The organism is Pseudomonas sp. Soil_N_39 (assembly GCF_057655955.1).
Window position 1 is genome coordinate 93,196 of sequence record NZ_JBDGLI010000009.1, and the last position, 25,791, is coordinate 118,986.

Genomic DNA, 25,791 nt, shown 5'->3' on the forward strand with positions numbered 1-25,791 from the left:
GCTGCGCCGCCGAGCGGGAGCAAGCTCCCTCGCCACGGTTGATCGGCGCTATGACGCAGCGCTTTGGAACGATCATGAACGTAAGGTGATCTAGTCTTGCAGGCTCCAGGGAGAGATCGCCATGTACCGCTTCTTCGAACAACTGAGCTCACGCATCGCCGCGCCGTTCCTGGGCGATCGGTCACGTAACAGCAAGGTCTGGTCGTGCCGCTGCGGCCAGTCGTTGTTCTTTCGCAACAGCCAATGCCTGGCCTGCCTGGCGGCCCTGGGGTATCAACCCGAGCAGAGTCGCCTGTCGTCCTTGCAACCCGGTGAGCAGCCCGACACCTGGACGCTGGATGCCGATCCGCACGCCGGGCTGTTCCGCCGTTGCGCCAACCTCGACACCCCGGCTGCCTGCAATTGGCTGCTGCCGGACAATGGGCGCGATACCCTGTGCATCGCCTGCAGCCTGAATCGCACCATCCCCGACCTGTCGATTCCGGAAAACCCTGAGCGTTGGCGCAAGGTCGAGACCGCCAAGCGTCGGCTGGTCGCGCAGCTGATTACCTTCGGCTTGCCGGTCATCCCGAAAACCGTCGACGAAACTATCGGCCTGGCTTTCGACTTCATCGGCGTCGACCCCGACGGCAAATCGCCAATGACCGGCCATGCCAGCGGGCTGATCACCCTCGACATCAAAGAGGCGGACGACGCCCATCGTGAATACGTGCGCCAGCAGATGCGCGAGCCGTATCGCACCTTGCTCGGGCATTTTCGTCATGAGGTGGGGCATTACTATTGGGACCGGCTGATTGCCAACAGCCACTGGCTCGAGGCTTTTCGCGAACTGTTCGGTGACGAGCGCGCCAGCTACGCCGAAGCCCTGGAGCGGCACTACCAGCAAGGCGCGCCGCTGGATTGGCAAACCCGCTACGTCAGCGCCTATGCCACCATGCACCCGTGGGAGGACTGGGCGGAAACCTGGGCCCATTACCTGCACATGATGGACGCGGTGGACACCGCCTTGGGCTTCGGCATGAGTGCCCGGGAGATGGATTTCGACTACCAACCGTTCCCGCCCGAAACCTTGTACGACGCCGAGCACACAGGCGGTGCGGCGTTCCTCTCGTTCGTCAACGCCTGGATCGAGCTGGCCGGCATGCTCAACGAATTGTCCCGCAGCATGGGCCAACCGGATTTCTATCCGTTCGTCGTACCCGCGGCGGTGATCACCAAGCTGCATTTCATCCATCTGGTGATCCAGGAGGAGGGTGGTCGGGCGGATGAGGTGCTGATGTAACTAGCAGGTGTTTGTTCGCCAGATTACATCGTCGATTCTCGATAAGGGCGCTGGGCCAAGTTAAAGTAATGCTATTTGTTTTGATAGTAGTTTCATATTCAAGTTTTCCTTTACCCTAAGGCCGCCATGGATGATGGCTATATTTATTAAGGAAAATACTATGAAACATGATGACGTGGATAAAGCGACAACCATTCCCAATGCGCCTCGGCGGCTTGCCCAGGCCGGACAAAGCAAATACAGCATTATATTGGCTTGGCAAATCTCGGATAATGCTCGGCCCGATCAGATAGCGGCTCATACGTTTAAAGTCACTGCGGTGGCAACTGGGCAGCCGCAGTTTGTTCCTGCAACCCAAGTGAAACCGGACGGGCGCGGTTGGTACCGACATGAAATAGGCGTCAGTGGCGGCGCCCGGCCGGTCTATTTTAATGTTCAAGTTCGGGCGCAAGCTTCCAGTGGTGAGTTTGGGGCGTTCTGTCCAGTGGTAGTTTGTAATACTTCGTCGTGACCGATTATTTAATATCAACCATGATTTAAGGTCGTAGTTAGTCATTAGTCGTTGGTTGAAAGGTTCAGTCTGTTACAACTTCACTACAGGTTCCCTGTGGGAGCGAGCCTGCTCGCGATGGCGGTGAATCGATGAATGAGCCTCCGTCATTGCGAACAAGCTCGGCTCTCACATGGGGTCTCTAGTGTTCACAGATCCAGTGTTCGCTTCAGATCCCCTGTGGGAGCGAGCTTGCTCGCGATAGCGGCTGGTCAGCCAGAACCCATGCCGAATGTGTCGGCGCCATCACAGGCAAGCTGGGTTCCCACAGCAAGTGCTTGAACCTCTTCAGTTTTTTTATCCGGCACGAACGGTTGTAACTTCTTGCCAGATAGGTACAATGGCGCGGCTCGCCGTCAGGTGGGCGTCGTTATGGTGACCCCATCGGTCCCCCCGCAACGATTACCCGTGAACCTGGTCAGATCCGGAAGGAAGCAGCCACAGCGGGAACATTGTGTGCCGGGGTGTGGCTGGTGGGGTTGCCTCCATAACGCCCAGGCCTTCATTCGCAAGGTTTGCCAATTCAAAATTTCTTGTTGTTTTGCTGATCGGTACCGATCGGTGCGTTCTGCTGTCCGGTCTTTGGCCAGACAGGGCAACCGAGTGTCAACCTCAACAAGGAGGCCGGCCCTGTGCATCGACAGGACCGCGGCCTGTCGTCAGTACTGAGCCTTCACGTACTCAGCAATCGGCTCTTGTAAAAGATCCTGCGGATGATCCCCGCCGAAAGTCGCCCATTTGCTTTTACCGGACAAGATCGCAGACCCCAGCGGCTGTGAGCCAGTCGGGCCATAAATGGCGAGCTTCACCTCAATCTTGTCGGGGAGGCCCGACCATTCCGTGGCGCGTTCTTCCCAATGCAGGATTTCCGGGATGACGTAGTAGCCCGAAGGGTTGCTCTGTCTCAGGCAGCTCAATTCACGACACGAGCCCATGACCGTCACACGGTTGGTGTAATAAGAGAAGGCTGTTTTGACAGCGGCAGCTGTCATATCGCCGGAGGCAGGGTAGGGCGTTGTTTCGTAGCGGCCGTCGATCGGTGTGGCGATGGTGACGGGCATTTGCCGATCAAGTTTTCCCGGGTTGGGAAATACCTCTTGTTGCGCGTATTTGGCGGTACAGCCGGTGGCGAGTATCGAGGCAAGAATGATCGAAAGTTTATGCACAGTGTTCCCTGGGATTTTATTGTGTCGACGAGTCGTAGGCGTCATGGGGACGCAGGAATCAACGCGTTGATAGTCGAGGTTCGTGGCAAGCGATGTCAACGTGACATTGTGTCTTGCGTCACCCTCGGGATTGGGCGAGCGAGCAAAGAGAAGCCCAGCCTGTCTCGTATCGACAGGCCAGGTTTCTCTTTCACTGCATCAAGGCTTGGACAAGGCCTGGTCGACCGCTGCGATCAGCTTTCCCAGGTCCTTCGGGGTGGCTTTATGTATGACACCAAACAGGTACGCCCGCTGTTCGTCCTCATCGGCCATGTCGGCAAAAAAGGCCTTCATCTGCACATCCAGCACGTTGGCAAGCAGGAACAAGGCTTCGATGCTGGGGGTGTAGGTGCCGGTTTCGAAGCGGCTGATGGTTTTAGGGTCAAAACCGGTTTTTTCGCCAAGTTCAGCCTGAGTAAGCCCCGCTACTTTGCGGTAGCGTCTGATGGCTGGACCCAAACTTGAAATTTGCATCGCTTAATTCCCATTTAGAATCAAGAACTTAACGATAGATTTTCGCATTAGGCAACCGCGTGATCCATCACCTTGCTTTGCAAAATGTGATGTGTTTCGTAGAATCGGCCTTTGGCACGGGTATTTGGTGACCTGCTTTTCGAAGCCGAGGTATGTGCAGGGACCGGGCCTTGTGTTCTTGCCACGATACAAGGCAAGGGCTGAGCCCTCCCTTGGCGCCGCCAGGGCCCGCGCTCCAGTTTCTCTCAGAGTGTTTGAGCCTAGTTGATTTTCGCCTGTCTTGAAGGCGGTGCAACCGCGCGCGACAAATGAGCCTGACTCATGGATGACTGCTTCGATGGATAAGAAGTACCGCAGGGCCGTTGACGCCGCCGCGATTTTTTCCGAGACCGATCTGAGCGGGCGCATCACCTACGTCAATGATCAATTTTGCAGCCTTTTTGGTTACCGGCGCGATGAGTTGCTGGGTGCGAACCATCGCCTGCTCAATTCCGGCCAGCACCCTGGCGAGTTCTTCAGCGCCATGTGGCGCACCATTGCCCTGGGCCAGGTCTGGAAAGGGGAAATCTGCAACCGGGCCAAGGACGGTACGCTGCACTGGGTCGACACCACCCTGGTGCCGGTGATCGACGACGAGACAGGCCAAATCGAGCGCTACCTGGCGATTCGCTTCGACGTCAGCGAAAAGCGTCGCTTGCTGCATTCATTACAATGGCGGGTTGGTCACGATGTGCTGACCGGGCTGCCCAATCGTACTTATCTGTCGGATTTGCTGGACCAGGCCCTGGAGTTTTCCCGTGCGGAAAACCTGCCCTTGGCGGTGTGCATGCTCGACCTCGATGGCTTCAAGGCAGTCAATGACGGCTATGGTCACGCCAGCGGTGATCGACTGTTGGTGGAGGTCGCCAGGCGCCTGCGCAGCATCGTGCGTGGCGAGGACGTGGTGGCGCGGCTGGGCGGGGACGAGTTCGTACTGGTGCTGCGCCATGTGCGTGGGATGGAAGAGTTGCATGCCGCGTTGAACCGGGTGTTGATCGCCGTCTCCATGCCGTATGCCATTGACGGCAAGGACATCAAGGTTTTCGCCAGTATTGGCGTCACGCTGTTCCCATGGGACAACGAAGACGCCGAGACCTTGTTGCGTCACGCCGACCAGGCGATGTACGTGGTCAAACAAAGCGGTCGCAATCGTTTCCACTTGTTCGATGTGTCCCGGGACAAGGAGGTACGGGCCACTTACCAGACTGTCGAACGGGTCCGCCAGGCACTGGCCGATAACGAGTTGCGGCTGCATTTCCAGCCCAAGGTCAATATGCGTCATGGCACCGTGGTCGGGCTGGAGGCACTGCTGCGCTGGAAGCATCCGCAACGTGGCCTGGTGCCGCCTCGGGAGTTCCTGCCTCTGGTGGAGGAAACGGACCTGATCGTCGAGATTGGCGAGTGGGTCATGGAACAGGTCTTGACCCAGTTGCAGCAATGGCAGCAAGCGGGGCAGGGCTGGCCGGTGAGCATCAATATCTCGGCGCGGCATTTCCAGCGGGCGGATTTTGTCGAGCGGCTGCGGCAGGTATTGGAGCAGCATCCGGCTGTGCCGCCACGCCTGTTGGATCTGCAGATTGTCGAATCCGTCGCCGTGGAGAACCTTGCCCACGTCAGCGCCTGTCTCCAGGCCTGCCAGGCGTTGGGCGTGGGGTTTTCCCTGGGCGGTTTTGGCACCGGCTACTGCTCGCTCAACGACCTCAAGCACCTGCGTACGCAAACCATCAAGATCGACAAGACCTTCGTGCGCGACATTCTCGATGACCGTGACGACCTGGCGCTGACCGAGGCGGTGATCGGCTTGGCCCGGGCGTTTGGTCGCGAGGTGGTCGCCGAGGGGTTGGACAGCCTGGAGCATGGCCAACTGTTGCTGAGCCTGGGCTGCGAGGTGGCACAAGGTTATTTCATCGCCCGGCCCATGCCGCCCGAACAGATACCGGCCTGGGTGCAGGGATTTATCCCGCCGTCGCAATGGCAGCAACGGCCAGTCGATCAGGGCGAGGGCGTCTCGCTCCTGGCCCGCGATGCTTCACTGCGGCCGGTGTAAAGCTGGATGATCGCGTCGATTTCCCCGGATGTTTTCATGTTCAGCAAGGTCCTCAGGATGCGTTGTGCTGGAATGTTTGGATCGTCGCGCACGTAACAGCTCAACTGCTGTTCCTGAAGCACAGCCACTTCATGAAGTTGTCGATCTTCGGTATGGCGCTGATTGAACCAGTCCAGCGCCCACTGATTACTGATCCCATAGCGATAACGCCCGGCCAGCAGTTTCGCCAGCACTTGTTCCTGGCTGCGGGCGTCGTCGCGGTGCAGTTGGTTGCGGTCGAACAAGGGTTGCAAGGTTGGGTAGGTATAGCCGAGCACCGTGCCGATGGGTTGTTCCGGCAACGTGGCCAGTGTTACCGCCACAGGGGGGCTGGCCGTGGCAACGATCAGGTCACGCTGGAAAAACAACGGGATGCTCCACAGGTAATCGCCACTGTCCTTCACCCAGTCGGGGCTGACGTAGCAACGCATGTCGATTTCGCCGTGTTTCATGGCGCCATCGAGCCGGGCGCGGGACAGGACGTGGAATTGCGCCGGCCTGCCTACCTGGGTCGCCAGGCTGATCATGATGTCGGGAATGATGCCCTGGGTCGGGCGACCTCGTTCGATCTGCACCAGGGGCATTGCCCAACCGTCGGTAATGGCGAAACGCAAGGGGCCTTCCTCGGCAAAACAACCGGTACCCAACAACAGCAAAGCCCCCATGGCTGAGCGCATAAACTCTCCTGACTGTACAAAACCGTGTCGACAACCGAGTCCCAAGTCCAAGCTTAGTCAGATTAGACGAGCACACCGGATGCAATTTCGCCCCTGCTCCGCTAGCATTAGCCGCTTATGTTCCTTCGTTGCGACGGTTTTCGATGAGTTATCAGGTTCTTGCACGTAAATGGCGTCCGCGCTCGTTCCGCGAAATGGTCGGCCAGACCCATGTGCTCAAGGCTCTGATCAATGCCTTGGACAGCCAGCGGCTGCACCATGCCTACCTGTTCACCGGTACCCGGGGCGTGGGCAAGACCACCATCGCGCGGATCATTGCCAAGTGCCTGAACTGTGAAGCCGGTATCACTTCGACACCTTGTGGCGAGTGTTCGGTCTGCCGGGAAATCGACGAGGGCCGCTTCGTCGACCTGATCGAGATCGACGCCGCCAGCCGCACCAAGGTCGAAGACACCCGTGAACTGCTCGATAACGTGCAGTACGCCCCGAGCCGCGGGCGCTTCAAGGTCTACTTGATCGACGAAGTGCACATGCTTTCCAGCCATTCCTTCAATGCGCTGCTCAAGACCCTCGAAGAACCGCCGCCCTACGTCAAGTTCATCCTGGCGACCACCGACCCCCAGAAACTTCCTGCAACGATTCTGTCGCGGTGCCTGCAGTTCTCCCTCAAGAACATGACGCCGGAACGGGTGGTCGAGCACCTGACCCATGTACTGGGCGTCGAGAACGTGCCGTTCGAAGACGATGCCCTGTGGCTGCTGGGCCGCGCCGCCGATGGTTCGATGCGCGACGCCATGAGCCTGACCGACCAGGCCATCGCTTTCGGTGAAGGCAAGGTCATGGCCGCCGATGTCCGGGCCATGCTTGGAACCCTCGACCACGGCCAGGTCTATGACGTCTTGCATGCGCTGATCGAAGGCGACGCGAAGGCGCTGCTCGAGGCGGTGCGTCACCTGGCCGAGCAGGGGCCGGACTGGAATGGCGTGCTTTCGGAAATCCTCAACGTGCTGCACCGTGTCGCCATCGCCCAGGCCCTGCCTGACGGCGTCGACAACGGCCATGGCGACCGTGATCGCGTACTGGCCTTGGCCCAGGCACTGCCGGCCGAAGACGTACAGTTCTATTACCAGATGGGCCTGATCGGCCGTCGCGACCTGCCCCTGGCGCCGGATCCGCGAGGCGGCTTCGAAATGGTTCTGCTGCGCATGCTGGCGTTCCGGCCAGCCGACACGGCGGACGCCCCGAGGCAAACGCTAAAGCCAGTGGGGATCAGCCAGGCCACAGCTGATTCCGCCAAGCCAGTGGCTGCCGCGCCCGTCGTTGCGCCGGCAGTGGCTTCGGTGCCGGCAGCGGTGGCACCTGTACCCCAACCGATTCCGGCGCCAGTACCTGTGGTCGCGGCGCCTGAGCCGGAACCCGAGCCGGTCGTCGAGGCGTTGCCCGAACCCGTCGCTGAAGAAGTCGTCGACCTGCCTTGGAATGACCCGGTCGAGCCGGAAGTGGTCCAGCAGCCGGTCGTCGAGCCCGTGCTGGAAACGGTCGCCGAGCAGCCCGAGTTGCCGCCGATGCCGCTGCCGACGCCCGACAGCGTGGTGCCCGATGCGCCTGAGTGGGTCGCCGCACCCGTGCCCGAGCCGACGGTGGCCGACGTCGATGTCGCCACGCCAGGCATCGACCTGGACGACGAGCCGCCGCTGGACGAGGATTACATCGAGCCGGACATGGATTCGGCCTACAGCTACCTGGACGACCTGGCCAGCGAGCACGCCGCTGAGCCGGCCCCGGAGCCCGAGCCGGAACCGGCGGCGATGCCGGCCACCGGGCTGGCCCTGCAATGGCTGGAACTGTTCCCTAAACTGCCGATCAGCGGCATGACTGGCAGCATCGCGGCCAACTGCACGCTGATGGCCGTGGAAGGCGACCACTGGCTGTTGCACCTGGACCCGGCCCACAGCGCACTGTTCAACGCGACCCAGCAACGTCGCCTCAACGATGCGCTGAACCAGTACCACCAGCGCACCCTGACGCTGACCATCGAGCTGATCAAGCCCGAGCAGGAGACCCCGGCCCAGGCCGCGTCCCGTCGCCGTGCCGACCGTCAGCGTGAAGCCGAGGAGTCGATCCACAGTGATCCATTCATCCAGCAGATGATGCAACAGTTCGGCGCCGTGGTCCGTCACGATACTATCGAACCTGTCGAAGCCCCGGTCACCCAGGGCTCATAACTGAAGGCGCCGGGCCGAACGGGTCGGGCGCGTTGTTTATCCAAGTACTTTCGAGGTGATTCCCATGATGAAAGGTGGCATGGCCGGCCTGATGAAGCAGGCGCAGCAGATGCAGGAAAAAATGGCCAAGATGCAGGAAGAACTGGCCAACGCCGAAGTCACCGGCAAATCCGGCGGCGACATGGTGACCGTGGTCATGACCGGTCGCCACGACATCAAGCGCGTCAGCATCGACCCAAGCGTGGTCGAAGGCCTGAGCGAAGATGATAAGGAAATGCTCGAAGCCCTCTTCGCCGCCGCCGTCAATGACGCGGTGCGCAAGATCGAAGCCAACAGCCAGGACAAGATGTCCGGCATGACCGCTGGCATGCAGTTGCCGCCGGGCATGAAACTGCCGTTCTGATTCGCCATCCCGGTCGGGATGGGCTACACACAATGCCAGGCATCGCGCCTGGCATTTTTGTTTCTGCTCCAGATAAGTGGAGGCAATGAAGTTGCCATCGCGAGCAAGCTCGCTCCCACAGTGTTTCAGGGCGATAACAAAATCCATGTCCACCACGGCTTCCCTGTGGGAGCGAGCTTGCTCGCGATGCAGCCACCACGGTGCGACTGAACAAACATCGAACGCCGCGCCCCCGATAATGGTCTGCTCCCTATACGTGCCACTCAACGATCAAGGAGACGCTTTCATGTCACAAGCATCGACCACCAGCCAGCGCATCGTCCTGGCCTCTCGCCCCCACGGCGCCCCGACCCCGGACAATTTCCGCCTGGAGCACGTGACCCTGCCGGACCTGGCACAAGGGCAGATCCTGCTCAAGACGCTGTTCCTGTCCCTGGACCCCTACATGCGCGGGCGCATGAGTGAAGGCCCTTCCTACGCCGCTCCGGTGGAAATCGATGAAGTGATGACCGGCGGCGCTGTCAGCCGCGTGGAACGTTCGACGCACCCGAAATTCCAGGAGGGTGATCTGGTGGTGGGCGCCACGGGTTGGCAGAGCCACAGCATCAGCGACGGGCGCAACGTGATGCCCATCCCCTCGGGGTTGCCCAGCCCGTCGATGGCTTTGGGTGTACTGGGCATGCCGGGCATGACCGCTTACATGGGACTGATGGACATTGGCCAGCCCAAGGCCGGGGAAACCCTGGTGGTCGCGGCCGCCTCGGGTGCCGTGGGCTCGGTGGTCGGCCAGGTGGCGAAGATCAAGGGCCTGCGTGTGGTCGGCGTCGCGGGCGGCAGCGAAAAATGCAAGTACGTGGTCGACGAGCTGGGTTTTGATGCCTGTGTCGATCACAAGAGCGAAAATTTTGCCGAGGAACTGGCGCGGGCCTGTGACAAGGGCATCGATATCTATTACGAAAACGTCGGCGGCAAGGTCTTCGATGCCGTCGTGCCGTTGCTCAACGCCAAGGCACGGATCCCGCTCTGTGGCCTGATCGCGTCCTACAACGAGCATCAGGCGCCGAGCGGCCCGGATCGCTTGCCGCAACTGCAGCGCACCTTGCTGACCAAGCGCGTGCGGATTCAGGGGTTTATTGTGTTTGATGACTACGGTGACCGTCAGCCGGAGTTCATCAGTGCCATGGCCCCTTGGGTGCGCGATGGCAAGGTCAAGTTCCGCGAGGACGTGGTCGATGGCCTGGAAAATGCGCCACAGGCGTTTATCGGCCTGTTGGAAGGACGCAACTTCGGCAAGTTGGTGGTGCGGGTCGCGCAGGATTGAGTATTTGACGCTAATCGGAGGCGCGGGTATAAACCGCGTCTCGTTGTTATGTCGGACATTTCCTCCATGAGCTTCAGCCCTTTGATTCGCCAACTGATCGATGCCCTGCGAACGTTGCCGGGTGTGGGTCAGAAAACTGCCCAGCGCATGGCGTTGCAATTGCTTGAGCGTGATCGCAGCGGCGGTTCGCGCCTGGCCCAGGCCTTGAGCCAGGCCATGGAAGGCGTGGGGCATTGCCGCTTATGCCGCACCCTCACCGAAGACGACCTCTGCCCGCAATGTGCCGACCCGCGTCGGGACGACACCTTGCTCTGCGTGGTGGAGGGGCCGATGGATGTGTATGCGGTGGAACAGACTGGTTTTCGTGGCCGTTATTTCGTGCTCAAGGGCCATTTGTCCCCGCTCGACGGCTTGGGGCCTGAAGCCATCGGCATTCCACAGCTGATCGTGCGGATCGAAGAGGCGGGCACGTTTACGGAAGTCATCCTCGCCACGAATCCGACGGTCGAAGGCGAAGCCACTGCCCATTACATCGCCCAGTTGTTGAACAACAAAGGCCTGATCGCCTCCCGCATCGCCCACGGCGTGCCGCTGGGTGGGGAGCTTGAACTGGTAGATGGCGGGACGTTGGCGCATTCGTTTGCGGGGCGCAAGCCGATCGCTTTGTAACAGCAGCAACACAATCCCCTGTGGGAGCGAGCTTGCTCGCGATGGCGGTAGATCAGCCGATATCTATGTTTGCTGACACACCGCTATCGCGAGCAAGCTCGCTCCCACAGGGTTACTCACTCGGTAATTATTTTTCGCTGAGCGAAAACTGCGTCAGGCAGAACGTCGCAATCCCCATGTCTTCCAGACGCTGGGAGCCGAGCAGTTCCGGCAAGTCAATGATCGCTGCGGCCTCGTGGACCTTGGCGCCCATGCGGCGGATCAGGTTGGCGGCGGCGATCAGCGTGCCCCCGGTGGCGATCAGGTCATCGAACATCACCACCGAATCCCCCTCGCACAGGCTGTCGGCATGCACTTCAAGGAAGGCTTCGCCGTATTCGGTCTGGTAACCCTCGGCCAGCACGTCGGCCGGCAGCTTGCCTTGCTTGCGAAACAGGATCAGCGGCTTGTTCAACTGATAGGCCAGGATCGAGCCGATCAGAAAGCCCCGGGCATCCATCGCGCCAATGTGAGTGAACTCGGCCTCGACATAGCGGTGGGCGAAACTGTCCATGACCAGGCGCAGGGCGGTCGGGGATTGGAACAGGGGGGTAATGTCGCGAAAGATCACGCCGGGTTTGGGGAAGTCGATCACGGGACGGATCAGGGATTTGATGTCGAAGGAGTCAAAGACCATCGTGGAAGTGTCCTGGCAGGGCTGCAAACGGCGCAGTATAGCGCGGCGAGGCCAATCCCTCAGCCGCGCTCGTCCATCAGCCTTCGATCGAGCCGCCGGCCAGGGCGCAAAGCTGGATCGGGTCGAGGATGTGAATTTCCTTGCCTTCGGCGGCAATCAACTCGTTCTGCTGGAAACGGGTGAACACCCGGGACACGGTTTCCACCGCCAGGCCCAGGTAATTGCCGATTTCGTTGCGCGACATGCTCAGGCGGAACTGGTTGGCCGAGAACCCGCGGGCGCGGAAGCGCGCCGAGAGGTTGACCAGGAACGTGGCGATGCGCTCGTCGGCGGTTTTTTTCGAGAGCAGCAGCATCATCTGCTGATCGTCACGGATTTCCCGGCTCATGACCCGCATCAACTGGCGACGCAGTTGCGGCAACTGGATGGCCAGCTCGTCCAGGCGATCAAAAGGAATTTCGCACACCGAGGTGGTTTCCAGCGCCTGGGCCGAGACCGGATGGGTCTCGGTGTCCATGCCCGACAGGCCCACCAGTTCGCTGGGCAGGTGGAAACCGGTGAGCTGTTCTTCGCCGCCGTCGCTCAGGTTAAAGGTTTTCAAGGCGCCCGAGCGCACCGCATAGACGGAATCGAAGGTGTCACCCTGGCGAAACAGAAATTCACCTTTTTTCAACGGACGGCCCCGTTTAACGATTTCGTCCAGCGCCTCCATGTCCTCCAGATTCAATGAAAGTGGCAGGCACAGAGGCGCCAGGCTGCAATCCTTGCAGTGGGCCTGGTTGTGGGCGCGCAGTTTGACTGGCTCGGACATTTCTTCAATCCTTGTGGGAAAACACACATAAGACGTAAGGGTACCCCAGTGCAGGCACTCCGACTAGCGCGCTTTCCTCGTCAAATTGTCGCGCTCAGATAACGCGGGAGAAACGCTGCCGATTATGTTGTTCCAAATAGGCGTCGAACACCATACACACCGATCGCACCAGCAAGCGACCAGCGGGCGATACCTGGATGTGGGTGTCATCCAATTTGATCAGCCCATCCTCGGCCATCGCCCGCAATTGCGGCCAAAGCGGGGCGAAGTAACCGCGGAAATCGATATTGAAGCGTTGCTCGATCTCGGCGAAGGCCAGATGAAAGTGACAGATCAACTGCTGGATCACCGCGCGTCGCAACCGATCGTCGGTATTGCAGATCAGGCCGCGACTGGTCGCCAATTGCCCGTTGGCGAGGGTGTTCTGGTAATGGTTCAGGTCGCTGCTGTTCTGGCAGTACACATCGCCGATCTGGCTGATGGCCGACACGCCGAGGCCGATCAGGTCGCAATGCCCATGGGTGGTGTAGCCCTGGAAGTTGCGCTGCAACGTGGCCTCTTCCTGGGCGATGGCCAGCTCGTCGTCGGGCAGGGCGAAGTGGTCCATGCCCACGTAGCGGTAGCCGGCGCAGGTTAGCTGTTCGATGGTGTCTTGTAGCATCGCCAGTTTTTGCTCCGGGTTCGGCAAGTCCTGGCTGTTGATGCGCCGCTGGGGCATGAAGCGTTCCGGCAGGTGGGCGTAGTTGAACACCGAGAGCCGGTCCGGTTGCAGGTGGATGACTTCCTCGACGGTGCGGGCGAAGGTGTCCGGGGTCTGCTTGGGCAGTCCATAGATCAGGTCGATGTTGATCGAACGGAATTGCAAGGTCCGGGCAGCCTCGACCACGGCGCGGGTTTCTTCCAGGCTTTGCGGGCGATTGACGGCACGCTGCACCGCCGGGTCGAGGTCTTGCAGGCCGATGCTGACCCGATTGAAGCCCAGTTCACGCAATAGCCCCATGGTCGACCAGTCGGCCTCCCGGGGATCGATCTCGATGCCGTAGTCGCCGGAATCGTCGCCCAGCAGATTGAAGTGCTGGCGCAGCGAGGCCATCAGTTGGCGCAGCTCGTCGTGGCTGAGGAACGTCGGGGTGCCGCCGCCAAAGTGCAGCTGCTCCACGCGCTGGGTGGGGTCCAGGTGACAGCCGATCAGCTGGATCTCCTGTTCCAGGCGTTGCAGATAGGCGTGGGCGCGGCCACGGTCCTTGGTGATGACCTTGTTGCAGGCGCAGTAGTAGCAGATGTTCGCGCAGAACGGCACGTGCACATACAGCGACAGTGGCCGCCGGGCCTTGCGGCTGTCACGCAGGGCATGGAGCAGGTCGAAGGTGCCCACCTGGCCGCCGAACTGCGCCGCAGTCGGGTACGAGGTGTAGCGTGGTCCCGCCAGGTCGTAGCGGCGGATCAGGTCTGAGTCCCAACGGATGGCGTCGAGCATGCGGGTGTTCCCCGGGTAGGCTGGCATGGGGCGAGTCTAGGGGGCTGGGCACGAGGCCGTTTTGATTTGTGTCAACGGGCATGGGGAGTTGTCGAGGATGATGTCAGCCCAGACAGCTCAAACCCGTGGCGAGGGAGCTTGCTCCCGCTCGGCTGCGCAGCAGTCGCTATATCTGTGGATGCGTTCTGCCTGAGGATTGTTGAGGCCTGCTTCGCAGGCCAGCGGGAGCAAGCTCCCTCGCCACAGGGCTGGTCAATGCCCCATGAGCCAATGCTGATGCGGCCCTGGCAATGTCCAGACGCCAAAGACAATCACCAGCAGCCCACCGGCCATGCGCACGCTGCGTTTGCGCAGCAGGGCGGTGATGCGCTCGGCGGCCAGGCCGGTGGCGAGCAGCACCGGCCAGGTGCCCAGGCCGAAGGCGAGCATCAGTAAGGCACTGTCCAGAGCATTGCCCTGGCTGGCGGACCAGAGCAGGGTGCTGTAGACCAACCCGCACGGCAGCCAGCCCCACAGGGCGCCGAGCAGCAAGGCCCGGGGCAGACTCGACACCGGCAGCAAGCGGTTGGCGACGGGTTGGATGTGCCGCCACAGGCCACGCCCCACGCTTTCGATGCGGGTCAGGCCGCTCCACCAGCCCGCCAGGTACAGGCCCATGGCAATCAACAGCAAGCCGGCCAGCACCCGCATGATCATCGCGGCCGGGCTGTTGGACACAGCCCAGCCGGCCAGGCCGATCAGCAACCCGGCGGTGGCATAGCTCAGGATCCGCCCCAGGTTGTACGCCAGCAGCAACCGAAAGCGGCGGCTGCGCTGTTCCTTGGGAATCGCCAGGGTCAGGGCGCCCATCAGGCCGCCGCACATGCCCAGGCAGTGGCCGCCGCCCAACAGGCCAAGGATGACGGCCGAAACCAGCAGTGGCGCCAGGTCAAGCATGGGGCGGGGCCTTGTCGTCCGGCTGGCGGGCCTCGCCACTGGCTTCGTCCACCGCTGCCTTGTGGTTCGGGTCCTGATCGTCGAACAGAATACTGTGGGCCGGACCGTCGAGGTCGTCGTACTGGCCGCTGTCCACGGCCCAGAAGAAAATGTACACGGCGATGGCCACGATCAGCAGCGCGGCCGGGATCATCACGTAAAGAGCTGGCATGTCGGAACTCCATGCCCGCGCGGCTCAGGCCGGCAGCGGGCGGGTATCGGGCGTGGCGGCGAAAACCTGCGCCTTGGGCTGACGCGTTAGCCTCAGGGCATTCAACACCACGGTCAACGAACTGATGGACATGCCGACCGCGGCCCACACCGGCGTAATCCAGCCGAGGGCGGCGAACGGCAACATGAGGCCATTGTACAGCCCTGCCCACACCAGGTTCTCGACGATCACCCGGCGAGTGCGCCGGGCCAGGTTGAAGGCATGGATCAGGGCGTCGAGGCGGTTGGACAGCAGCACGGCGTCGGCGCTGGTCTTGGCCAGGTCGGTGGCCGAGCCCATGGCGACACTGATGTCGGCCGCCGCCAGCACGGGCACGTCGTTCACGCCATCGCCGAGCATCAGCACCTTGCGGCCCTGTTGGTGCAATTGCTGCAATACCGCCAGTTTATCGTCCGGGCGCAGGCCGCCGCGGGCTTCATCGATGCCCAGCTCGGCGGCGACGCTGGCGACCATCGGTGAGCTATCGCCCGACAGCAGCAGCGTTCGCCAACCCCGCGCCTTGCAGGCCGCCAGCAGGGCCGGAGCATCGGCGCGCAAGCGGTCATCGAGGACGAACCAGGCCAATGGTCCGATCTCGTCGCCCAGCAACAGCCATTGCCCGGGTTCGTCCGGCATTTGCGGCACGGCGGCGCCACTCAGTTCGCAGACAAAACCGGGCTGGCCGATGCGCAGGCGTTGTTCGGCCACGAGGCCTTCCAGCCCCAGCCCCGGAGTGCTGTGCACCTGCTCGGCGGCCATTGGCGCGCGGCCGAAGGCTCGGGCGATGGGGTGTTCCGAGCGGTTTTCCAGGGCCGCGGCCAGCCCCAGGCATTGATCGCTGTCGAGGGCCGCCAACGGCCGAATGGCGCGCAACGCCAGGCGGCCTTCGGTGAGGGTTCCGGTCTTGTCGAAAATAACCGTGTCGATCTGGTTCAGGCCTTCCAGCACATGGCCGCGTGTCAGCAGCAGGCCAAGTTTGTGCAAGGTGCCGGTGGCCGCGGTGAGGGCGGTCGGCGTGGCGAGGGACAATGCGCAGGGGCAGGTGGCGACCAGCATCGCCAGGACGATCCAGAAAGCCCGCGAGGCATCGAGTTGCCACCACAACAGGCCGATGGCCGCCGCCGCGACCAGGGAGAACAGCAGGAACCATTGAGCGGCGCGGTCGGCGATTTCCGCCAGTCGCGGTTTCTCGGCCTGGGCCCGCTCCAGCAGCCGCACGATGGCGGACAAACGGGTATCTTGCCCGAGGGCCAGCACCTCGACGGTCAAGGCGCCTTCGACATTCAGTGTGCCCGCGGTGACCGCATCGCCCACTTGTCGAGGTTGTGGCAGGTACTCGCCGGTCAGCAGCGATTCGTCGATGCTGGACTGCCCCTCGAGGATCTTGCCGTCAGCCGGCAGGACCGCCCCGGGATGCACCAGCACCCGGTCACCAGTGCGCAATTCGCTGAGCAGGATGCGTTCACTCTGGCGGTCAGCCGCCAGGCGCAGGCACGAGGCCGGCAGCAGATTGACCAGTTGGGCGGTGGCGGCGGCCGTGCGCTCCCGGGCCCGGCGTTCCAGGTAACGGCCGGCCAGCAGGAACAGGGCGAACATGCCCACGGCATCGAAGTACAACTCGCCGACGCCGGTGATCGACGTCCAGATTCCGGCAACGTAGGCGCTGCCAATGGCCAGGGACACCGACACGTCCATGGTCAGGTGGCGGGTGCGCAGGTCGCGCATGGCGCCTTTGAAGAATGGCGCGCAGCTGTAGAACACGATGGGCGTGGTGAGAAACAAGGCGACCCAGCGCAGGATGGTGTGCATCTCGGGACTGAGGTCGATGTTGAATTCCGGCCAGGTGGCCATCGTCGCCATCATCGCCTGGAACCACAACAGGCCGGCCACGCCCAACTGGCGCAGGGCCAGGCGGTTTTGTGCGGCGAGTTGCTCGCCCGCCTGGTCGGCTTGGTACGGATGGGCGACGTAGCCGATCTGGCGCAACTCGGCGAGCAGCGTGCTCAGCGGCAACTGGGCGTCGGCCCAACGCACATGCAAGCGATGGTTGGACAGGTTCAACCTCGCCTCAGCCACGGCCGGCAGGCTGCGCAGCTGTTTTTCGATCAACCAGCCGCAGGCGGCGCAACTGATGCCTTCCATCAACAGGGTGGTTTCAGCCAAGTCGCCCTCATGGCGCACGAACGACTGCTGCACATCAGGGCGATCGTACAGCGCCAGTTCATCGGTCAACTGGACGGGCAGGGTCTCGGGATTGGCCGACGCTTCACTGCGATGCAGGTAATAACTTTCCAGGCCACCGGCGACAATGGCTTCGGCCACCGCCTGGCAGCCCGGGCAGCACAGCTCGCGGGTTTCACCGAGGACAATGGCGGTGAAGCGACTGCCAGGGGGGACGGGCAGGGCGCAGTGGTAGCAAGGCTGTGGAGTGGTCATGAGTATTCACATATCGCAGCTTTCAGGGCGTCTGAAAATCTCTTCGCGAGCAAGCTCGCTCCCACAGGGGATTGGCGGTGTATAGCCATCCGCGATCAACTGTGGGAGCGAGCTTGCTCGCGATTGCGCGAAGCGCAGTCGTCTATTTTTTCAGGTCTTCAGCGCCTTGCAGCGGTTCATCGCCGAGCAGGATGGCCTGATCGTGGTTGATCTGTTCTTCTTCGAACAGGCGCCAGGTCTTGTCGTTCTCCACCCCCAGCAATTCGACAAAGCGCCGGCCTTCGATCTTGTCCGTCAACTGGCCGACGTAGCGACCCGGTTCGCTGTCGTTGCGGGTGAGGATGATCTTGCGGTCCTTCTCCGGCTGGGTCGGCGAGATCAGGCTCAGTTCCAGTGTCTGGGGGCGGCTGTTGCCGTTCAGGCGCAGGTTCACTTCGCCGGTCACGTCATCCAGTTGCACGTTGGCATGCAGTTGCAGGGTCTGGGCCAGCAGTTCGCGCTCCAGCGAGCGGTTGATGCCTTTGCCGGCTTCGTAATAGTTGTCGTTGACCAGGTTGTCCGGGTTCTTCACCGCAATGGTCACCATCGTCAGGCTCAGTGTCACCGAACAGCTCAGGATCGCAATGATAATCCACGGCCAGAGGTGCTTGTACCAAGGGCTGGTGGCGGTTGCTGCAGGCATGTTCATTTCTCTCAACGAGTTTGTGGGCCGATGAACCGGCTCTTGGCTTCGACATGTACGCTTTCGTCATCGGCGTCCTTGAGGATGAAGGTCACCTCGTTGGTGCTCGATGGCAGTTGTTCCGGTGCGCTGGACAGTTCAACCGGCTGGCTATAGATCTCGCCGGCCGCGACCTTGATTTCCCGGCGACCTTGCAGCTTGAGGTCGGGCAGGCCGACGGCTTCCAGGACATACGTATGGTCGTGTTGGTCTTTGTTCATGATCTTCAGGCTGTAGACGTTCTCGATCCGGCCTTCGGCGTTTTCGCGGTACAGCACGCGGTCCTTGCTGACGTCGAAACCCACCAGCGAACGCATGAAGAATGCCGCTGCCAGCAAGCTGATCATGACCAGCAGCACCAAGGCGTAACCGATCAGGCGCGGGCGCAGTTTATGGGTTTTCTGCCCCGAGAGGTTATGTTCGGTGGTGTAGCTGATCAGGCCACGGGGATAATCCATTTTGTCCATGATGTTGTCGCAGGCATCGATGCAGGCCGCGCAGCCGATGCACTCGATCTGCAAGCCGTCGCGGATGTCGATGCCGGTCGGGCAGACCTGGACGCACATGGTGCAGTCGATGCAGTCCCCAAGGCCCAGGGCCTTGTAATCCACGCCTTTTTTGCGCGGACCACGGCTTTCGCCACGCCGTGGGTCGTAGGACACGATCAACGTGTCCTTGTCGAACATCACGCTTTGGAAGCGTGCGTAAGGGCACATGTAGATGCACACCTGCTCGCGCAGCCAGCCGGCGTTGCCGTAGGTGGCGAGGGTGAAGAAGCCGATCCAGAAATACGACCAGCCATCGGCCTGGCCGGTAAAGAACTCGAACACCAGTTCGCGGATCGGCGTGAAGTAACCGACAAAGGTCACGCCGGTGACGAAGCCGATCAGCAGCCACAGGCTGTGCTTGGCGAATTTGCGCAGGAATTTGTTGGCGCCCATGGGGGCCTTGTCGAGCTTGATGCGCTGGTTGCGATCGCCTTCGGTGACTTTTTCGCACCACATGAAGATCCAGGTCCACACGCTTTGTGGGCAGGTGTAGCCACACCACACCCGTCCGGCATAGACCGTGATGAAAAACAGACCAAATGCCGCAATGATCAGCATCCCGGACAGCAGGATGAAATCCTGGGGCCAGAAGGTCGCGCCGAAAATGAAGAACTTGCGTTCCGGCAGGTTCCACCAGACGGCCTGATGGCCGCCCCAGTTCAACCAGACCGTACCGAAATACAGCAGGAACAAGAACGCTCCGCCAAGCATCCGCAGGTTGCGGAACAGGCCCGTGAAGGCGCGGGTGTAGATTTTTTCCCGAGAGGCATACAGATCGACGCTGTTGTTCGCGTCCTTGGCAGGCGGGGTAACGTCATGTACCGGAATCTGGTTACTCATCAAATTGCATCCCACGGCAGTGGAAAAGTGCCGGGGCCAGTACGTGCCGACCTCGGTCAGAAAGGGTGTTGCAGTGGCGCAATGATACGCCTGTCGCTCTGGCTCAAGGGTGCGACCTTTGGTCGCGTTGGGCGTCTGGGCCGAATGGTGTAGCGGATGTAACAAGTCATGACCCAGATCAATTGACTATAGACAGTTCATGGCGTTGACGAAAAAACGAAAGAGGGGTTGTGGACAAATCAGTAGACAGGAGCAACCCCCAACTTGGTCGCTGAAGGCTCCATCAGGTGCGGGCAAATGCCTCTGTCAGGTGCAGGTCTGTCTTTGTGGCGAGGGGATTTATCCCCGCTGGGCTGCGAAGCAGTCCTAAAACCTGCCAACGCGGTGTGTCAGGCCGATGTAATCAGCTTATTGGGGGCTGCTTCGCAGCCCAGCGGGGATAAATCCCCTCGCCACAGGTCCGCACCTGGAGCTTCAGATCTAGTTCTTTTCATCTCCTGACCACGGGTTGAGTACCGACACGCCGCTGCTCTGGAAATCACTTACGTTGCGGGTCACCACGGTCAATCCATGGACCAATGCGGTAGCGGCAATCAATGCATCGCTTTCATTGCTGCGGCCAGGCACATGCAGGCGAGCGCAACGCAGCGCGACGGCACGGTCCACGGCCAGGATCCTGCCGGCAAAGGCCGGCAGCACATGATTATCCAGCCAGGCCCGCAAGCGGCTGCCTTGCATCGGGTCCTTGCGTTCGAAGCGCAGCACGCCGGTTTCCAGTTCCAGTACGGTAATCGCCGAGACGTACAGGCTGGGAGCGGGAACGCTACGCGCCCAGGCCTGGACGTTTTTATCTGCCTGGGATTTGCGCAGTTCGGAAATGACGTTGGTATCGAGTAGAAACATTCAGGACAGGTCCACCGAGCGGGGTGTGATGACGGCGCGCTCGGTATCGAAATCGATGTCCGGCGCATCGGGCATGACCAACAACTCGACAATGCTGGCGCCAATGCCGGTCAGTTTCTGGTACTCCTCAATGCTTAGCAGCACATGGGCCGGCTTGCCACGGTCGGTGATGATTACTGGCCCTTCACGGGTGGCTTTTTTGGCACCACTTGTGTCGTGGTTGAATTCGCGGCTGGAGATCGTCGTGATGGACATGGGCGCGCCCTCATTTTGAATTCGAATGTAGGCACGTTACTACTGGTATGGAGGGGCGGCAAGCGCAACCGATTCGTCCAGGTTTTTCGACCGGTAACAAAAAGGCCCCGCCAATCGGATTGGCGGGGCCTTTCGTGTATCAGTTGCTTGTCTTACTGGGCGTCAGCGGCCGGAGCCTTTTCGCCGTGAGACAGGCTGTAGACATAGGCCGCCAGCAGGTGGACCTTATCGTTGCCTTGCAGGTCGGCCTGGGCCGGCATCTGGCCCTGGCGACCGTAGCGGATGGTCTGCTGCAGTTGAGCGAAGCTCGAACCGTAGATGAAACCGGCCGGGTGCGTCAGGTCAGGTGCGCCCATGGCGGGCGTGCCCTTGCCGGCAGGACCGTGGCAGGCCACGCAGTTGGCCGCGAACAGTTTCTGGCCGTTGGCCGGGTCGGCCTTGGCGCCTTCCGGCAGCTTGCGACCGTGCAGGCTGGTCACCAGGTAGGCGGCCACGTCGGCCACGCCTTGTTCGCCCACCACGGCAGCCCAGCCCGGCATCACCGCGTGACGGCCGCCCATGATGGTGGTCTTGATGGTTTCCGGCTCACCGCCCCAGCGCCAGTCGGCGTCGGTCAGGTTGGGGAAGCCGTAGGCACCCTTGGCGTCGGAACCGTGGCAGACCGAGCAGTTGGAGGCGAACAGGCGGCCACCCATCTTCAGGGCTTGCGGGTCCTTGGCGACTTCTTCGATCGGCATGGAGGCGAACTTGGCGAAGATCGGACCGAACTTGGCGTCCGAGCGTGCCATTTCCTTTTCCCACTCGTGAACGCCTGTCCAGCCGGTCTGGCCGTTGGCGAAGGCGGTCTGCTTTTCGTTGTCCAGGTAGTTATAGCCTGGCAGCAGGCCTTTCCAGTTGCCCAGGCCAGGGTAGAGCACCAGGTAACCGAGGGCGAACACGATGGTGCCCACGAACAGCATGAACCACCATTTCGGCAGCGGGTTGTCGTACTCCTCGATCCCGTCGAAGGAGTGGCCAACCGTCTCTTCGGTGGCTTCGCTGCGCTGGCCCTTGCGGGTCGACAGCAGCAGCCAGGTCAGGGCGAAGATCGTACCCAGACTGAGGACTGTGACGTACAGACTCCAGAACGTAGTCATTCTTTGTTACTCCTAGAAGCTTGCTCGACGTGCTTGATGGCTTCGGGATCATCCGCGAACGGCAGCAAGGTCGCGTCGTCAAACTCCGACTTGCGCTTGGGGCTGAACACCCACAAGGCCAGGCCGATAAAGGCCACCATCACGACGACGGTGCCCAGGCCACGAATCATCCCGATATCCATCCAGATCACCGTTTGCTTTTGATGATGGTGCCCAGGCCTTGCAGATAGGCCACCAGCGCGTCCATTTCAGTCTTGCCCTTGACGGCATCCTTGGCACCGGCGATGTCTTCGTCGGTGTAAGGCACGCCCAAGGCGCGCAGGACTTCCATTTTCTTGGCGGTGTCTTTGCCGTCGAGCTTGTTTTCTACGAGGAACGGGTAGGCCGGCATTTTCGATTCAGGCACGACGTTGCGCGGGTTGTACAAGTGCGCACGCTGCCAGTCGTCGGAGTAACGGCCGCCAACGCGGGCCAGGTCCGGACCGGTACGCTTGGAACCCCACAGGAACGGGTGGTCCCAGACGCTTTCACCGGCAACGGAGTAGTGGCCGTAGCGTTCGGTTTCAGCGCGGAACGGACGGATCATCTGCGAGTGGCAGCCGACACAGCCGTTGGCGATGTAGATGTCGCGGCCTTCCAGTTCCAGGGCGGTACGCGGCTTCATGCCTTCGACCGGCTTGTTGGTCACGTCCTGGAAGAACAGTGGAACGATCTGGGTCAGGCCGCCGACGCTCACGGCGATGACCATGAAGAAGGCCAGCAGGCCGATATTCTTCTCTACTGCTTCGTGCTTCATCAGTGAGCTCCAACTACGGCGATCTTGGCGGCGGCTTCAGCTTCAGCCGGGTCAGAGGCACGAACGGTGCGGTACACGTTGTAGGCCATGAACAGCATGCCGCTGGCGAAGAACGCGCCGCCCAGGGCACGTACGATGAAGCCAGGGTGGCTGGCTTGCAGCGCTTCGACGAACGAGTAGGTCAGGGTGCCGTCGTCGTTGATCGCACGCCACATCAAGCCTTGGGTGATGCCGTTGACCCACATCGAGGCGATGTAGAGCACGGTGCCGATGGTCGCGAGCCAGAAGTGCGCGTTGATCAGGCCGGTGCTGTGCATCTGCGCACGACCGAACAGTTTCGGGATCATGTGGTAGATGGCGCCGATGGAGATCATTGCCACCCAGCCGAGCGCACCGGCGTGCACGTGGCCGATGGTCCAGTCGGTGTAGTGGCTCAGGGAGTTGACGGTCTTGATGGCCATCATCGGGCCTTCGAAGGTCGACATGCCGTAGAACGCCAACGACACGACCAGGAACCGCAGGATCGGGTCGGTGCGCAGTTTATGCCAGGCACCCGACAGGGTCATCATGCCGTTGATCATGCCGCCCCAGCTTGGCGCCAGCAGGATGATCGACATTGCCATGCCCAGGGACTGTGCCCAATCCGGCAGTGCGGTGTAGTGCAGGTGGTGCGGACCGGCCCAGATGTACAGGGTGATCAGCGCCCAGAAGTGGACGATGGACAGGCGATAGGAATAGATCGGACGCTCGGCCTGTTTCGGCACGAAGTAGTACATCATCCCCAAAAAGCCGGTGGTCAGGAAGAAGCCTACGGCGTTGTGGCCGTACCACCACTGGATCATCGCGTCGGTCGCGCCCGAGTAGGCCGAGTACGACTTGAAGAAGCTGACCGGCAGGGAGGCGTGGTTGACGATGTGCAGCATGGCGGTCACGACGATGAAAGCACCGTAGAACCAGTTACCGACGTAGATGTGCTTGGTCTTGCGCTTGACGATGGTGCCGAAGAACACCAAACCGTAGGTCACCCAGACGATGGCCAGCAGGATAGCCAGGGGCCATTCCAGTTCCGCGTATTCCTTGGTGGTAGTGAAACCCATTGGCAAGGTCACGATCGCACCGACGATCACCGCTTGCCAGCCCCAGAAGGTGAAGGCGGCGAGGCTGTCGGAGATCAGTCGCGTTTGGCAGGTTCGCTGCACGACGTAGTAAGAAGTGGCAAACAACGCACAACCACCGAAGGCGAAGATCACCAGGTTGGTGTGCAGCGGGCGCAGGCGTCCAAATGTCGTCCATGGCAGATCGAAGTTCAACTCCGGCCAGACCAGTTGCGAGGCGATGAAGACACCGAGCCCCATGCCAAGGATCCCCCAGACCACCGTCATGATGGCGAACTGGCGGACTACCTTATAGTTATAAGCAGTCGGACTGATTGCTGTGCTCATTCTAAGGTTCCACGGTTTGGGTGTTTTATTAGGATAAAAATCGGTCGCAAGTATGGAGAAAGCGGGGGGTCATTGCAACGCGCCATGACCTGGGTCAATGCTTTCCGAAGCTGATTCTGCGGCCTTTCCATGTGCCGAGTAGGGACAAAATTGGCCCTCGGCAAAATGTCGCAACGAAGGAAAGAGGCGAGGGGGTCAGGTCGGTTGTAACGGGGTGTGTTCGAACACGGCGTTCGGGTGATGCCAGGCAACTGTCGCAACAGCCGGTATTCACCTGCCTTTGCGGCCTTTTTGTCGAACGATTGTCGAACGCATCGGGTCGGGTCGACCTGAAACCGGCAGTCGCCAGCGCACGCAGAGGCAAGCTTAGACCCGATTCCAGGGAACCGAAAGAAAGACGAAGGGAGGGTGCGACAATGCGTCGCGCAGGGGCACGGAGCCGCCGCATCCAGATGAATGCGGCGGTTCGTGTGGTCAGGATTTATTCGCTTTTGTGTTCCGCTTGCAGGCGCTCGGTGCCCGCACCCTGGGACAGGCTGTAGACATAAGCCGCGAGCAGTTGCACCTTGTCATTGCCCAACAACTCATTCTGCGCCGGCATGTGGCCCTGGCGACCATGGCGAATGGTCTGCTGCAACTGGGCCAGGCTGGTGCCGTAGATGAAGCCGGCCGGTTGCGTCAGGTTCGGCGCGCCCATGGCTTCGGTTCCCTGGCCGTTGGCGCCGTGGCAGGCGATGCAGGTGGTGTTGAAGGCCTGCTGGCCGGCTTGCAGGTCGGCACCGCTGTCCGCCGGCAACGGCAGGCCGGCCAGGTCGTGGCGTACATACGCGGCCACGTTCTTGACCCCGGCGTCCCCCAGCACTTCACCCCAGGCTGGCATCGCCGCCATGCGGCCGCCCATGATGGTCGCCTTGATGGTGTCGGCGGCGCCGCCCCAGCGCCAGTTGCTGTCGGCCAGGTTCGGGAAGCCGAAGGCACCCTTGGCGTCCGAGCCATGGCAGACCGAGCAGTTGGAGGCAAACAGGCGCCCACCCATCTTCAAGGCCTGTGGGTCCTTGGCCACTTCTTCCACGGGCATGGCGGCGAATTTGGCGAAGATCGGCCCGAACCGGGCGTCGGCCTTGGCCATTTCCTTTTCCCATTCATGGGCGCCGGTCCAGCCGTTTTCGTAGCCGGGCAGGATGCCTTTCCAGTTGCCCAGGCCCGGATAGAGAACCAGGTAGCCAACGGAAAACACCAGGGTGCCGGCGAACAACAGGAACCACCACTGCGGCAGCGGATTATCGTATTCCTCGATGCCGTCGAAGCTGTGGCCCATGGTCTGGTCGACGCTGCCCTTGGTCTCGCCCTTGCGGGTGCCGATCAGCAGCCAGGTCAGGCCGATGAGGCTGCCGATGGTCAGTACGCAGATCCACGTACTCCAGAAGGTGGTCATGGCCGGGTACTCCTTGTCGCAGGGTCTTGGGGGGTGATGTCGGCGGGCGGTTCGTCGGCGAACGGCAGCAGGCGCGCCTGGGCGAATTCCGGGCCGCGCTTGCTGCTGAACACCCACAGGGTCAGGCCGATGAAGGCGATGAACACCACGACGGTGCCCAGGCCACGGATCATTCCAGTGCTCATTTCAAAGAACATC

At 61.3% G+C, this 25,791-nt stretch carries 26 protein-coding genes and 1 other RNA gene; 8 read left to right on the forward strand and 19 right to left on the reverse strand.

From position 1 onward, the window contains the following. Window positions 1–121 precede the first annotated feature (121 nt). The 3 genes from AC3A5O_RS14990 (at window position 122) to ffs (ending at window position 2,311) form a co-directional block, all read left to right on the forward strand. Entirely contained in the window at window positions 122–1,282 is a 1,161-nt protein-coding gene (locus AC3A5O_RS14990; protein ID WP_122567908.1) for a zinc-binding metallopeptidase family protein, read from the forward strand. Window positions 1,283–1,442: 160 nt separating this feature from the next. Further along, window positions 1,443–1,793, forward strand: coding sequence for a hypothetical protein (locus AC3A5O_RS14995; RefSeq protein ID WP_487753373.1), 351 nt, complete (start codon window positions 1,443–1,445; stop codon window positions 1,791–1,793). 421 nt (window positions 1,794–2,214) lie between these two features. Next, an RNA gene (ffs, locus tag AC3A5O_RS15000) (signal recognition particle sRNA small type) lies at window positions 2,215–2,311 on the forward strand. Window positions 2,312–2,491: 180 nt separating this feature from the next. Here ffs and AC3A5O_RS15005 read toward each other — a convergent pair. Together AC3A5O_RS15005 and AC3A5O_RS15010 are read right to left on the reverse strand one after the other, a co-directional pair. Continuing rightward, window positions 2,492–2,998 carry a DUF4823 domain-containing protein gene (locus AC3A5O_RS15005; protein WP_122567909.1) on the reverse strand — a complete coding sequence of 169 codons (507 nt, stop codon included), beginning with the start codon at window positions 2,996–2,998 and terminating at the stop codon, window positions 2,492–2,494. Between the two features lie 198 nt (window positions 2,999–3,196). Then, window positions 3,197–3,511 (reverse strand): helix-turn-helix domain-containing protein, encoded by a 315-nt coding sequence (locus AC3A5O_RS15010; protein ID WP_122567910.1) that lies wholly within the window; start codon window positions 3,509–3,511, stop codon window positions 3,197–3,199. A gap of 337 nt (window positions 3,512–3,848) precedes the next feature. On the opposite strand from AC3A5O_RS15010, the gene AC3A5O_RS15015 reads away from it, so the two are divergent. Next, window positions 3,849–5,597: a putative bifunctional diguanylate cyclase/phosphodiesterase gene (locus tag AC3A5O_RS15015; RefSeq protein WP_487753374.1), complete on the forward strand. Its 1,749-nt coding sequence runs from the start codon at window positions 3,849–3,851 to the stop codon at window positions 5,595–5,597. On the opposite strand, the gene AC3A5O_RS15020 is transcribed toward AC3A5O_RS15015, so the two are convergent. Continuing rightward, window positions 5,543–6,313 (reverse strand): substrate-binding periplasmic protein, encoded by a 771-nt coding sequence (locus AC3A5O_RS15020; RefSeq protein ID WP_305470357.1) that lies wholly within the window; start codon window positions 6,311–6,313, stop codon window positions 5,543–5,545. The two genes, AC3A5O_RS15015 and AC3A5O_RS15020, sit on opposite strands and share 55 nt — an antisense overlap. A 143-nt stretch (window positions 6,314–6,456) precedes the next feature. Between AC3A5O_RS15020 and dnaX the strand changes: the two genes are divergently transcribed. The 4 genes from dnaX (at window position 6,457) to recR (ending at window position 10,931) form a co-directional block, all read left to right on the forward strand. Then, entirely contained in the window at window positions 6,457–8,538 is a 2,082-nt protein-coding gene (gene dnaX, locus AC3A5O_RS15025; protein ID WP_122567913.1) for a DNA polymerase III subunit gamma/tau, read from the forward strand. 64 nt (window positions 8,539–8,602) lie between these two features. Continuing rightward, window positions 8,603–8,941: a YbaB/EbfC family nucleoid-associated protein gene (locus AC3A5O_RS15030; RefSeq protein ID WP_003183512.1), complete on the forward strand. Its 339-nt coding sequence runs from the start codon at window positions 8,603–8,605 to the stop codon at window positions 8,939–8,941. 286 nt (window positions 8,942–9,227) lie between these two features. Continuing rightward, window positions 9,228–10,262: an NADP-dependent oxidoreductase gene (locus tag AC3A5O_RS15035; RefSeq protein ID WP_122567914.1), complete on the forward strand. Its 1,035-nt coding sequence runs from the start codon at window positions 9,228–9,230 to the stop codon at window positions 10,260–10,262. Between the two features lie 66 nt (window positions 10,263–10,328). Then, window positions 10,329–10,931 (forward strand): recombination mediator RecR, encoded by a 603-nt coding sequence (recR, locus tag AC3A5O_RS15040; protein ID WP_487753375.1) that lies wholly within the window; start codon window positions 10,329–10,331, stop codon window positions 10,929–10,931. 127 nt (window positions 10,932–11,058) lie between these two features. On the opposite strand, the gene AC3A5O_RS15045 is transcribed toward recR, so the two are convergent. The 16 genes from AC3A5O_RS15045 to AC3A5O_RS15120 form a co-directional block, all read right to left on the reverse strand. Then, a complete protein-coding gene (locus AC3A5O_RS15045) occupies window positions 11,059–11,607 on the reverse strand; it encodes an adenine phosphoribosyltransferase (protein WP_122567915.1) in 549 nt (182 codons plus the stop codon). A 76-nt stretch (window positions 11,608–11,683) separates the two neighbouring features. Then, window positions 11,684–12,418, reverse strand: a complete 735-nt coding sequence (gene fnr / locus AC3A5O_RS15050; protein WP_122567916.1) for a fumarate/nitrate reduction transcriptional regulator Fnr — start codon at window positions 12,416–12,418, stop codon at window positions 11,684–11,686. Between the two features lie 94 nt (window positions 12,419–12,512). Beyond that, the gene (gene hemN, locus AC3A5O_RS15055) at window positions 12,513–13,895 is read right to left on the reverse strand and encodes an oxygen-independent coproporphyrinogen III oxidase (RefSeq protein WP_487753427.1); all 1,383 of its coding nucleotides are present in this window, start codon (window positions 13,893–13,895) and stop codon (window positions 12,513–12,515) included. 252 nt (window positions 13,896–14,147) lie between these two features. Continuing rightward, complete coding sequence (locus AC3A5O_RS15060; protein WP_305470359.1) at window positions 14,148–14,831, reverse strand: sulfite exporter TauE/SafE family protein; 684 nt, start codon at window positions 14,829–14,831, stop codon at window positions 14,148–14,150. Beyond that, window positions 14,824–15,042 carry a cbb3-type cytochrome oxidase assembly protein CcoS gene (ccoS, locus tag AC3A5O_RS15065; RefSeq protein ID WP_122567917.1) on the reverse strand — a complete coding sequence of 73 codons (219 nt, stop codon included), beginning with the start codon at window positions 15,040–15,042 and terminating at the stop codon, window positions 14,824–14,826. The genes AC3A5O_RS15060 and ccoS overlap by 8 nt, the downstream gene beginning before the upstream one ends. A 24-nt stretch (window positions 15,043–15,066) precedes the next feature. Further along, a complete protein-coding gene (locus tag AC3A5O_RS15070) occupies window positions 15,067–17,517 on the reverse strand; it encodes a heavy metal translocating P-type ATPase (protein WP_487753376.1) in 2,451 nt (816 codons plus the stop codon). 142 nt (window positions 17,518–17,659) lie between these two features. Next, window positions 17,660–18,199 (reverse strand): FixH family protein, encoded by a 540-nt coding sequence (locus tag AC3A5O_RS15075; RefSeq protein ID WP_122568399.1) that lies wholly within the window; start codon window positions 18,197–18,199, stop codon window positions 17,660–17,662. Between the two features lie 11 nt (window positions 18,200–18,210). Then, complete coding sequence (gene ccoG, locus AC3A5O_RS15080; RefSeq protein ID WP_122567919.1) at window positions 18,211–19,626, reverse strand: cytochrome c oxidase accessory protein CcoG; 1,416 nt, start codon at window positions 19,624–19,626, stop codon at window positions 18,211–18,213. Window positions 19,627–20,106: 480 nt separating this feature from the next. After that, a complete protein-coding gene (locus AC3A5O_RS15085; protein ID WP_487753377.1) occupies window positions 20,107–20,529 on the reverse strand; it encodes a PIN domain-containing protein in 423 nt (140 codons plus the stop codon). After that, on the reverse strand, window positions 20,530–20,784 hold the full coding sequence (locus AC3A5O_RS15090; protein WP_122567922.1) for a type II toxin-antitoxin system Phd/YefM family antitoxin: 255 nt from the start codon (window positions 20,782–20,784) through the stop codon (window positions 20,530–20,532). 152 nt (window positions 20,785–20,936) lie between these two features. Then, complete coding sequence (ccoP, locus tag AC3A5O_RS15095) at window positions 20,937–21,920, reverse strand: cytochrome-c oxidase, cbb3-type subunit III (protein ID WP_305470362.1); 984 nt, start codon at window positions 21,918–21,920, stop codon at window positions 20,937–20,939. Further along, complete coding sequence (locus tag AC3A5O_RS15100; RefSeq protein WP_003183474.1) at window positions 21,917–22,102, reverse strand: CcoQ/FixQ family Cbb3-type cytochrome c oxidase assembly chaperone; 186 nt, start codon at window positions 22,100–22,102, stop codon at window positions 21,917–21,919. Before AC3A5O_RS15100 ends, ccoP (AC3A5O_RS15095) begins: the two co-directional genes overlap by 4 nt. Window positions 22,103–22,107: 5 nt before the next feature. Next, window positions 22,108–22,716 (reverse strand): cytochrome-c oxidase, cbb3-type subunit II, encoded by a 609-nt coding sequence (gene ccoO / locus AC3A5O_RS15105; protein WP_122567923.1) that lies wholly within the window; start codon window positions 22,714–22,716, stop codon window positions 22,108–22,110. Beyond that, a complete protein-coding gene (ccoN, locus tag AC3A5O_RS15110; protein ID WP_053120682.1) occupies window positions 22,716–24,158 on the reverse strand; it encodes a cytochrome-c oxidase, cbb3-type subunit I in 1,443 nt (480 codons plus the stop codon). Before ccoN ends, ccoO begins: the two co-directional genes overlap by 1 nt. A 481-nt stretch (window positions 24,159–24,639) precedes the next feature. After that, window positions 24,640–25,593, reverse strand: a complete 954-nt coding sequence (gene ccoP, locus AC3A5O_RS15115; RefSeq protein WP_122567924.1) for a cytochrome-c oxidase, cbb3-type subunit III — start codon at window positions 25,591–25,593, stop codon at window positions 24,640–24,642. Further along, on the reverse strand, window positions 25,590–25,790 hold the full coding sequence (locus AC3A5O_RS15120) for a cbb3-type cytochrome oxidase subunit 3 (protein WP_060743060.1): 201 nt from the start codon (window positions 25,788–25,790) through the stop codon (window positions 25,590–25,592). The genes ccoP (AC3A5O_RS15115) and AC3A5O_RS15120 overlap by 4 nt, the downstream gene beginning before the upstream one ends. Between the last annotated feature and the right edge of the window lies 1 nt (window position 25,791).

What these genes read in the sequence shown, in the direction of transcription:
- AC3A5O_RS14990 (WP_122567908.1), top strand. Translation starts at nt 122, where the DNA reads ATGTACCGCTTCTTCGAACAACTGAGCTCACGCATCGCCGCGCCGTTC.
- AC3A5O_RS14995 (WP_487753373.1), top strand. Translation starts at nt 1,443, where the DNA reads ATGAAACATGATGACGTGGATAAAGCGACAACCATTCCCAATGCGCCT.
- AC3A5O_RS15010 (WP_122567910.1), bottom strand. Translation starts at nt 3,511, where the DNA reads ATGCAAATTTCAAGTTTGGGTCCAGCCATCAGACGCTACCGCAAAGTA.
- AC3A5O_RS15015 (WP_487753374.1), top strand. Translation starts at nt 3,849, where the DNA reads ATGGATAAGAAGTACCGCAGGGCCGTTGACGCCGCCGCGATTTTTTCC.
- AC3A5O_RS15020 (WP_305470357.1), bottom strand. Translation starts at nt 6,313, where the DNA reads ATGCGCTCAGCCATGGGGGCTTTGCTGTTGTTGGGTACCGGTTGTTTT.
- dnaX (WP_122567913.1), top strand. Translation starts at nt 6,457, where the DNA reads ATGAGTTATCAGGTTCTTGCACGTAAATGGCGTCCGCGCTCGTTCCGC.
- AC3A5O_RS15030 (WP_003183512.1), top strand. Translation starts at nt 8,603, where the DNA reads ATGATGAAAGGTGGCATGGCCGGCCTGATGAAGCAGGCGCAGCAGATG.
- AC3A5O_RS15035 (WP_122567914.1), top strand. Translation starts at nt 9,228, where the DNA reads ATGTCACAAGCATCGACCACCAGCCAGCGCATCGTCCTGGCCTCTCGC.
- recR (WP_487753375.1), top strand. Translation starts at nt 10,329, where the DNA reads ATGAGCTTCAGCCCTTTGATTCGCCAACTGATCGATGCCCTGCGAACG.
- AC3A5O_RS15045 (WP_122567915.1), bottom strand. Translation starts at nt 11,607, where the DNA reads ATGGTCTTTGACTCCTTCGACATCAAATCCCTGATCCGTCCCGTGATC.
- fnr (WP_122567916.1), bottom strand. Translation starts at nt 12,418, where the DNA reads ATGTCCGAGCCAGTCAAACTGCGCGCCCACAACCAGGCCCACTGCAAG.
- hemN (WP_487753427.1), bottom strand. Translation starts at nt 13,895, where the DNA reads ATGCTCGACGCCATCCGTTGGGACTCAGACCTGATCCGCCGCTACGAC.
- AC3A5O_RS15060 (WP_305470359.1), bottom strand. Translation starts at nt 14,831, where the DNA reads ATGCTTGACCTGGCGCCACTGCTGGTTTCGGCCGTCATCCTTGGCCTG.
- ccoS (WP_122567917.1), bottom strand. Translation starts at nt 15,042, where the DNA reads ATGCCAGCTCTTTACGTGATGATCCCGGCCGCGCTGCTGATCGTGGCC.
- AC3A5O_RS15070 (WP_487753376.1), bottom strand. Translation starts at nt 17,517, where the DNA reads ATGACCACTCCACAGCCTTGCTACCACTGCGCCCTGCCCGTCCCCCCT.
- AC3A5O_RS15075 (WP_122568399.1), bottom strand. Translation starts at nt 18,199, where the DNA reads ATGCCTGCAGCAACCGCCACCAGCCCTTGGTACAAGCACCTCTGGCCG.
- ccoG (WP_122567919.1), bottom strand. Translation starts at nt 19,626, where the DNA reads ATGAGTAACCAGATTCCGGTACATGACGTTACCCCGCCTGCCAAGGAC.
- AC3A5O_RS15085 (WP_487753377.1), bottom strand. Translation starts at nt 20,529, where the DNA reads ATGTTTCTACTCGATACCAACGTCATTTCCGAACTGCGCAAATCCCAG.
- AC3A5O_RS15090 (WP_122567922.1), bottom strand. Translation starts at nt 20,784, where the DNA reads ATGTCCATCACGACGATCTCCAGCCGCGAATTCAACCACGACACAAGT.
- ccoP (WP_305470362.1), bottom strand. Translation starts at nt 21,920, where the DNA reads ATGACTACGTTCTGGAGTCTGTACGTCACAGTCCTCAGTCTGGGTACG.
- AC3A5O_RS15100 (WP_003183474.1), bottom strand. Translation starts at nt 22,102, where the DNA reads ATGGATATCGGGATGATTCGTGGCCTGGGCACCGTCGTCGTGATGGTG.
- ccoO (WP_122567923.1), bottom strand. Translation starts at nt 22,716, where the DNA reads ATGAAGCACGAAGCAGTAGAGAAGAATATCGGCCTGCTGGCCTTCTTC.
- ccoN (WP_053120682.1), bottom strand. Translation starts at nt 24,158, where the DNA reads ATGAGCACAGCAATCAGTCCGACTGCTTATAACTATAAGGTAGTCCGC.
- ccoP (WP_122567924.1), bottom strand. Translation starts at nt 25,593, where the DNA reads ATGACCACCTTCTGGAGTACGTGGATCTGCGTACTGACCATCGGCAGC.
- AC3A5O_RS15120 (WP_060743060.1), bottom strand. Translation starts at nt 25,790, where the DNA reads ATGTTCTTTGAAATGAGCACTGGAATGATCCGTGGCCTGGGCACCGTC.